Origin of the sequence: Mesorhizobium sp. M7A.F.Ca.ET.027.03.2.1, assembly GCF_003999175.1 — a bacterium.
Lineage (GTDB): Bacteria > Pseudomonadota > Alphaproteobacteria > Rhizobiales > Rhizobiaceae > Mesorhizobium.
This window is the reverse complement of sequence record NZ_RZOM01000240.1, coordinates 1-6,594: the sequence shown is the minus strand read 5'-3', so window position 1 is coordinate 6,594 and position 6,594 is coordinate 1. Positions and strand designations below refer to the sequence as shown.

Genomic DNA, 6,594 nt, shown 5'->3' with positions numbered 1-6,594 from the left:
GTCCCATATCCAGCAACGAGGCATTCTTTCCATGGCGAAGATCAAGGTGGCGAACCCGGTCGTCGAACTCGACGGCGACGAGATGACCCGCATCATCTGGCAGTTCATCAAGGACAAGCTGATCCACCCTTATCTCGACCTCAAGCTTGAATATTACGACCTCGGCATCGAGCACCGCGACGCCACCAACGACCAGGTGACCATCGATTCGGCCAACGCCATCAAAAAACACGGCGTTGGCGTGAAATGCGCGACGATCACCCCCGACGAACAGCGCGTCGAGGAGTTCAAGCTGAAGAAGATGTGGAAGTCGCCGAACGGCACCATCCGCAACATCCTCGGCGGCACCATCTTCCGCGAGCCGATCATCATGAAGAACGTGCCGCGCCTGGTGCCCGGCTGGACCAAGCCGATCATCGTCGGCCGCCATGCCTTCGGCGACCAGTACCGCGCCACCGATTTCCGCTTCCCCGGCAAGGGCAAGCTGACCATCAAATTCGTCGGCGAGGACGGCCAGGTGATAGAGCACGATGTGTACGACGCGCCCGGCGCCGGTGTCGCCATGGCCATGTACAATCTCGACGACTCGATCCGCGAGTTCGCCCGCGCCTCGCTGAACTACGGCTTGCTGCGCAACTATCCGGTCTATCTGTCGACCAAGAACACCATCCTCAAGGCCTATGACGGTCGCTTCAAGGACATCTTCCAGGAGGTCTACGAGGCCGAGTTCGAGGCCGAGTTCAAGTCGAAGAAGCTGTGGTACGAGCACCGCCTGATCGACGACATGGTGGCCTCCGCCCTGAAATGGTCGGGCGGCTATGTCTGGGCCTGCAAGAACTATGATGGTGACGTGCAGTCCGACACGGTGGCGCAGGGTTTTGGGTCGCTCGGCCTGATGACCTCGGTGCTGATGACACCGGACGGCAAGACCGTGGAAGCGGAAGCCGCGCACGGCACCGTCACCCGCCACTACCGCCAGCACCAGAAGGGCGAGGAAACCTCGACCAACTCGATCGCCTCGATCTTCGCCTGGACGCGTGGCCTCGCGCACCGCGCCAAGCTCGACGACAATGCCGACCTGAAGCGTTTTTCCGAAACGCTGGAAAAGGTCTGCATCCAGACGGTCGAGTCAGGCTTCATGACCAAGGACCTGTCGCTCTTGATCGGCCCCGACCAGCCCTGGCTGTCGACCACCGGTTTCCTCGACAAGATCGACGAGAACCTGCAGAAGGCGATGGCCTGACAAGTAAGCAAGATGGGCAAGCCCATCGTCTACGGGGCGGAGTACAGCGTCTATGTACGCATCGTCCGCCTCGTACTCGCGGAAAAAGGCATCGACTACGAGCTTGTGCCGGTCGATGTCTTTGCCGCCGAGGGCGTTCCCGCCTGGTATTTCGAGCATCATCCGTTCGGCCGCATCCCGGCCTTCTGTTATGACGGGTTTCGCCTGTTCGAGACCAATGCGATTGCCCGCTATATCGACGAGGCCTTCGACGGACCGGCGCTGCAGCCTGCCGACGCGCGCGGCCGCGCCAGGATGGGCCAGATCATAGGCATGCTCGACGCCTATGGCTATCGCGCGATGGTCTGGGATGTTGCCGTCGAGCGGCTGGAGAAGGCTGAGCCGGATTCGGCGTTGATCGCCGGCGGCCTTGCTCAGGCCGAGACGGTGCTGAAGGTGCTGAGATCGCTGAAGCCACAAGGTCCGTGGCTGCTTGGCGACCAACTGACGCTGGCGGACCTGCACGCCGCGCCGATCATCGCCTATTTCGTCAAGGTCACGCAAGGGCGCGATCTGTTGGCGCGGTTCGCGGATATTCGGGACTGGTATGCGCGCGTCGCTGATCGTGCGAGCTTTACGCGGACTGAAAAGGTCGCTTAGGCCGAGTGAACTTCCTCAACGCCGGCGCCGCCCCTCATTGCCCTGCCGGGCATTTCTCCCCGTAAAACGGGGAGAAAGAGGCTGGCCGCAACGCCGGCGCCTCTTTTTTGCAACGCTGGCGATTGGCGAAAGCCGCGACGAAAGCGCCCTTCTCCCCGTTTACGGGGAGAAGATGGCGGCAGCCAGATGAGGGGCAGCGCTACTTGGGAAGGTAGGGCTCCCTCCTGAACTGCCCGCTGGCTCATGCCGCTTCGAGTGCCGCCCTCACCGCTGCAATCGCATCATCGGCTTTGGAAGCGTCGGGGCCACCGGCCTGGGCCATGTCGGGCCGCCCGCCGCCGCCCTGCCCGCCCAATGCGGCGGAGGCCACGCGGACAAGGTCGACGGCGCTGAAGCGATCGATGAGGTCGTCGGTGACGGCCACCACGACGCTTGCCTTGTTGTCTTCGCCGGCGCCGACGAAGACGACGACGCCGGAGCCGAGCGAGCTCTTGCCGGCATCGGCCAGCGGCTTCAAATCCTTCGGCGAGACACCGGAGACCGTCTTGCCGAGGAAGCCGATACCGGCGACCGTCTCATTGGCGGCTGGAGCATCGGCTGACGATCCCCCGCCCAGCGCCAGCTTCTTGCGCGCCTCGGTCAGTTCCTTCTCAAGCTTTTTGCGCTCTTCGAGCAGCGTCTCGACGCGCGCCGGCACATCGGCCGGCGAAATCTTGAGCACGGCCGCCGTCGCCTTCAGCCGCCTATCCTGCTCGTCGAGATGTTTGCGCGCGGCTTCGCCGGTCAGCGCCTCGATGCGGCGCACGCCGGCGGCGACCGCGCTGTCCGACACGACACGCACCAGGCCGATATCGCCAGTCGCCCGGACATGCGTTCCGCCGCAAAGCTCGACCGAATAGGGCCGGTTGGCCTTGGCGCCGTGAACGCCGGTGCCCATCGATACGACGCGCACTTCGTCGCCGTATTTCTCGCCGAACAGCGCCATGGCGCCTTCGGCAATGGCATCGTCGACCGACATCAGGCGCGTGGACACCGGGCCGTTCTGGACGACGATCTCGTTGGCCATGCGCTCGACCTCTTCGAGATCCTCCGGTGAAATGGGCTTGTTGTGCGAGATGTCGAAGCGCAGGCGCTCGGGCGCGACCAGCGAGCCCTTCTGCGCGACATGGCTGCCCAGCACCTCGCGCAGCGCCTCATGGATCAGATGCGTCGCGGAATGGTTGGCGCGCAACCTGGAGCGGCGCGCATGGTCGACTTTGAGCTCGACGGCAACACCGGTCTTGACCGTGCCGCTGGCCACCTCGCCGATGTGGACGAATAGCCCATCGGCCTTCTTCTGCGTGTCGGAAACCTCGATCGAGAAGCCCTCGCCTGAAATAACGCCGGTGTCGCCCATCTGGCCGCCGGACTCGGCATAGAACGGCGTCTGGCTGACGACGATCGCCACGGCGTCGCCCTTGCCGGCGCTGTCGATGGTCCTGCCATCCTTGACTAGCGCCTGGATGATGCCTTCCGCAGCTTCAGTCTCATAGCCGAGGAACTCGGTGGCGCCGGCCTTCTCGCGCACGGAGAACCAGATGGTCTCGGTCGCCGCGTCGCCGGAGCCTGCCCAATGCTTTCGCGCCTCGGCCTTCTGCTGCTCCATCGCATTGGTGAAGCCGGCAAGATCGACCGAGATGCTGCGCTGGCGCAGCGCGTCCTGCGTCAGGTCGAGCGGGAAGCCGTAAGTGTCGTAGAGCTTGAAGGCCGTTTCGCCGTCCAGCATGTCGCCGGCATGCAGCGTCTCCGCCGCCTCGGAGAGCAGGCCGAGGCCGCGCACCAGCGTCTTGCGAAACCTGGTCTCCTCGAGCTTCAGCGTCTCGGTGATCAACTGTTCGCCGCGCAGCAATTCCGGATAGGCCTGGCCCATCTCGCGCACCAGCGCCGGCACCAGCTTCCACATCAGCGGTTCGTTGGCACCCAGCAGCTGCGCATGGCGCATGGCGCGGCGCATGATGCGGCGCAGGACATAGCCCCGGCCTTCATTCGAAGGCAGCACGCCGTCCGCCACTAGGAAGGAGGACGAACGCAGATGATCGGCAATGACCCGGTAGGACGCGACCGTCTCCTTGTCGGGACCATGCCCGATCGCGGACGAGGCCGCGTCGATCAGGTGACGGAACAGATCGGTCTCGAAGACGCTTTCCACCCCTTGCAGGATGGATGCCATGCGCTCCAGGCCCATGCCGGTGTCGATCGACGGACGCGGCAGGTCGATGCGCTCCTCCTTCGTCACCTGTTCATATTGCATGAACACCAGGTTCCAGAATTCCAGGAAACGGTCGCCATCTTCCTCCGGGCTGCCGGGAGGGCCGCCCCAGATGTGTTCGCCGCGGTCGATGAAGATTTCAGAGCACGGCCCGCACGGTCCGGTGTCGCCCATCGCCCAGAAATTGTCCGAGGTCGCGATGCGAATGATGCGGTCGTCGGAAAAACCGGCGATCTTCTTCCAGAAGCCGGCCGCCTCGTCGTCCGTGTGATAGACGGTGACCAGCAGCTTGTCCTTGTTCAGCCCGAACTCCCTGGTGATCAGGTTCCAGGCAAGCTCGATGGCGCGCTCCTTGAAATAGTCGCCGAAGGAGAAATTACCGAGCATCTCGAAGAAGGTCAGATGGCGCGCGGTGTAGCCGACATTGTCGAGATCGTTGTGCTTGCCGCCGGCGCGAACGCTCTTCTGGGCGGTCGAGGCGCGCGAATAGGGCCGCTTCTCCAGACCGGTGAAGACGTTCTTGAACTGCACCATGCCGGCGTTGGTGAACATCAGCGTCGGGTCGTTGCGCGGCACCAGCGGGCTCGACGCGACGATCTCGTGACCCTCCTTCCGGAAGTAGTCGAGAAATGTCGACCGGATTTCGTTCACGCCACTCATGATGCTGCCTTTTTGGAAAAGCCACCGGCAAATGCGGAAATGGGCTCTGCGTTTTAGAAGATTAGGACTTGGCCTTTTAGCCGCCGCGCTTCACCCTGTCCAGAAACACGGAATTGGTCCAATCCACGGCCTTTGCCGGCCGTTCGACCCGGCCTGGTTCCGCCGCCGAAACGCAAAACCGCCGGCACTGGGCCGGCGGTTTCGAAACGCAATAACGCGGAACTCGATTACATAAGCCTGAGATAATAGAACGCGATTATGGCCGAACTCCGGCCGGCATCGCGCACGAAGCTGTTACATCGCGCCGGATTCTTCCTCGAAACCGTCATCATCGCCGCGCTCAGGGCCGCCATTCTCGAGGAATTTTTCGGCAATCAGCCCAGCATTCTGCCTGATCGACAACTCAATCTCGCGTGCCGTGTCGGGATTGTCACGCAGGAACAGCTTGGCATTTTCGCGGCCCTGGCCGAGACGCTGCGAGTTATAGGAAAACCAGGCGCCAGACTTCTCGACAATACCAGCCTTGACCCCGAGATCGACCAGTTCGCCGGTTTTGGAGACGCCCTCACCAAACATGATGTCGAATTCGACCACCTTGAAGGGCGGCGCCAGCTTGTTCTTGACCACCTTGACGCGGGTCTGGTTGCCGACAACCTCGTCGCGGTCCTTGATCGAGCCGATGCGGCGGATGTCGAGGCGCACCGAAGCGTAGAATTTCAGCGCATTGCCGCCGGTGGTGGTTTCAGGCGAGCCGAACATGACGCCGATCTTCATGCGGATCTGGTTGATGAAGATGACCATGGTGTTGGAGCGCGAAATCGACGCGGTCAGCTTGCGCAGCGCCTGGCTCATAAGGCGGGCCTGCAGGCCGGGCAGCGAATCGCCCATCTCACCTTCAATTTCGGCGCGTGGCGTCAACGCCGCGACCGAATCGACCACCAGCACGTCGATGGCGCCGGAGCGCACCAGCGTGTCGCAGATTTCCAGCGCCTGCTCCCCAGTGTCGGGCTGCGAGATCAGAAGGTTTTCGAGATCGACGCCAAGCTTGCGGGCATAGACCGGGTCAAGCGCGTGCTCGGCATCGACGAAAGCGCAGATGCCGCCCTTCTTCTGGGCTTCGGCAACGGTGTGCAGGGCAAGCGTCGTCTTGCCCGAGCTTTCCGGCCCGTAGATCTCGATGATGCGGCCGCGCGGCAGGCCACCGACGCCAAGCGCGATGTCGAGGCCAAGCGAGCCGGTCGGCACCGTTTCAATCTCGACGACCTGATCGTTGGCGCCGAGCCGCATGATCGAGCCCTTGCCGAAAGCCCGCTCGATCTGCGACAGCGCCGCATCCAGAGCCTTTGATTTGTCCACTGCCTTGTCCTCTACCAGCCGCAAAGAATTCTGAGCCATGATACATCACCCCTTGGTCGTCAATGAAGGCCGGACAATCCGTAATCCCTGCCTATTTGTACCTTTTTTGTTCTCATTTGGCAAGAGGGGTCAAATATCTGAAAAACAAACAATATCCGGATTTGTTCTTTTTTTGTCCAAAGATTCGATCAGGGATCCACCGCACGTTGGGCCAGACGGCTCGGTTGTTTCGACCTGCCGAATCGCCGCCTCGCATGCGAAGCTCAGTCGCACCTAGCGCTTGTGCGGCTGGAATAACAAAGGTCATATCGTCGGCATGCTGAAATCCGCGAAAATACTGGCCATAGGCGGCGCCCATATCGACCGACGCGGCCAGGTGTCCGGCGCTTACGTGCCTGCCGCCTCCAATCCGGGCACAATGCGCGAGGATGTCGGCGGCGGCGTCTTT

Annotated in this window: 4 protein-coding genes and 1 pseudogene; 3 read left to right on the top strand and 2 right to left on the bottom strand. The window is 62.4% G+C overall.

Annotation, left to right across the window (positions count from 1 at the left end):
* Positions 1 to 31 precede the first annotated feature (31 nt).
* Together EN750_RS12995 and EN750_RS12990 are read left to right on the top strand one after the other, a co-directional pair.
* Positions 32 to 1,243, top strand: a complete 1,212-nt coding sequence (locus tag EN750_RS12995; protein WP_127321786.1) for an NADP-dependent isocitrate dehydrogenase — start codon at positions 32 to 34, stop codon at positions 1,241 to 1,243.
* Positions 1,244 to 1,255: 12 nt separating this feature from the next.
* Positions 1,256 to 1,882: a glutathione S-transferase family protein gene (locus EN750_RS12990; RefSeq protein WP_127396648.1), complete on the top strand. Its 627-nt coding sequence runs from the start codon at positions 1,256 to 1,258 to the stop codon at positions 1,880 to 1,882.
* Positions 1,883 to 2,123: 241 nt separating this feature from the next.
* Here the strand turns inward: EN750_RS12990 and alaS are convergent, their stop codons facing one another.
* Both alaS and recA read right to left on the bottom strand, forming a co-directional pair.
* A complete protein-coding gene (gene alaS, locus EN750_RS12980) occupies positions 2,124 to 4,790 on the bottom strand; it encodes an alanine--tRNA ligase (RefSeq protein WP_127396647.1) in 2,667 nt (888 codons plus the stop codon).
* Positions 4,791 to 5,084: 294 nt separating this feature from the next.
* The gene (gene recA, locus EN750_RS12975) at positions 5,085 to 6,185 is read right to left on the bottom strand and encodes a recombinase RecA (RefSeq protein WP_027036993.1); all 1,101 of its coding nucleotides are present in this window, start codon (positions 6,183 to 6,185) and stop codon (positions 5,085 to 5,087) included.
* Between the two features lie 277 nt (positions 6,186 to 6,462).
* On the opposite strand from recA, the pseudogene EN750_RS40665 reads away from it, so the two are divergent.
* Positions 6,463 to 6,594, top strand: a pseudogene (locus tag EN750_RS40665) (carbohydrate kinase); the annotation flags it as partial.

Bases quoted from the DNA above. Each gene is read 5' to 3' on its own strand.
- EN750_RS12995 (WP_127321786.1), top strand. From the start codon at position 32: ATGGCGAAGATCAAGGTGGCGAACCCGGTCGTCGAACTCGACGGCGAC.
- EN750_RS12990 (WP_127396648.1), top strand. From the start codon at position 1,256: ATGGGCAAGCCCATCGTCTACGGGGCGGAGTACAGCGTCTATGTACGC.
- alaS (WP_127396647.1), bottom strand. From the start codon at position 4,790: ATGAGTGGCGTGAACGAAATCCGGTCGACATTTCTCGACTACTTCCGG.
- recA (WP_027036993.1), bottom strand. From the start codon at position 6,185: ATGGCTCAGAATTCTTTGCGGCTGGTAGAGGACAAGGCAGTGGACAAA.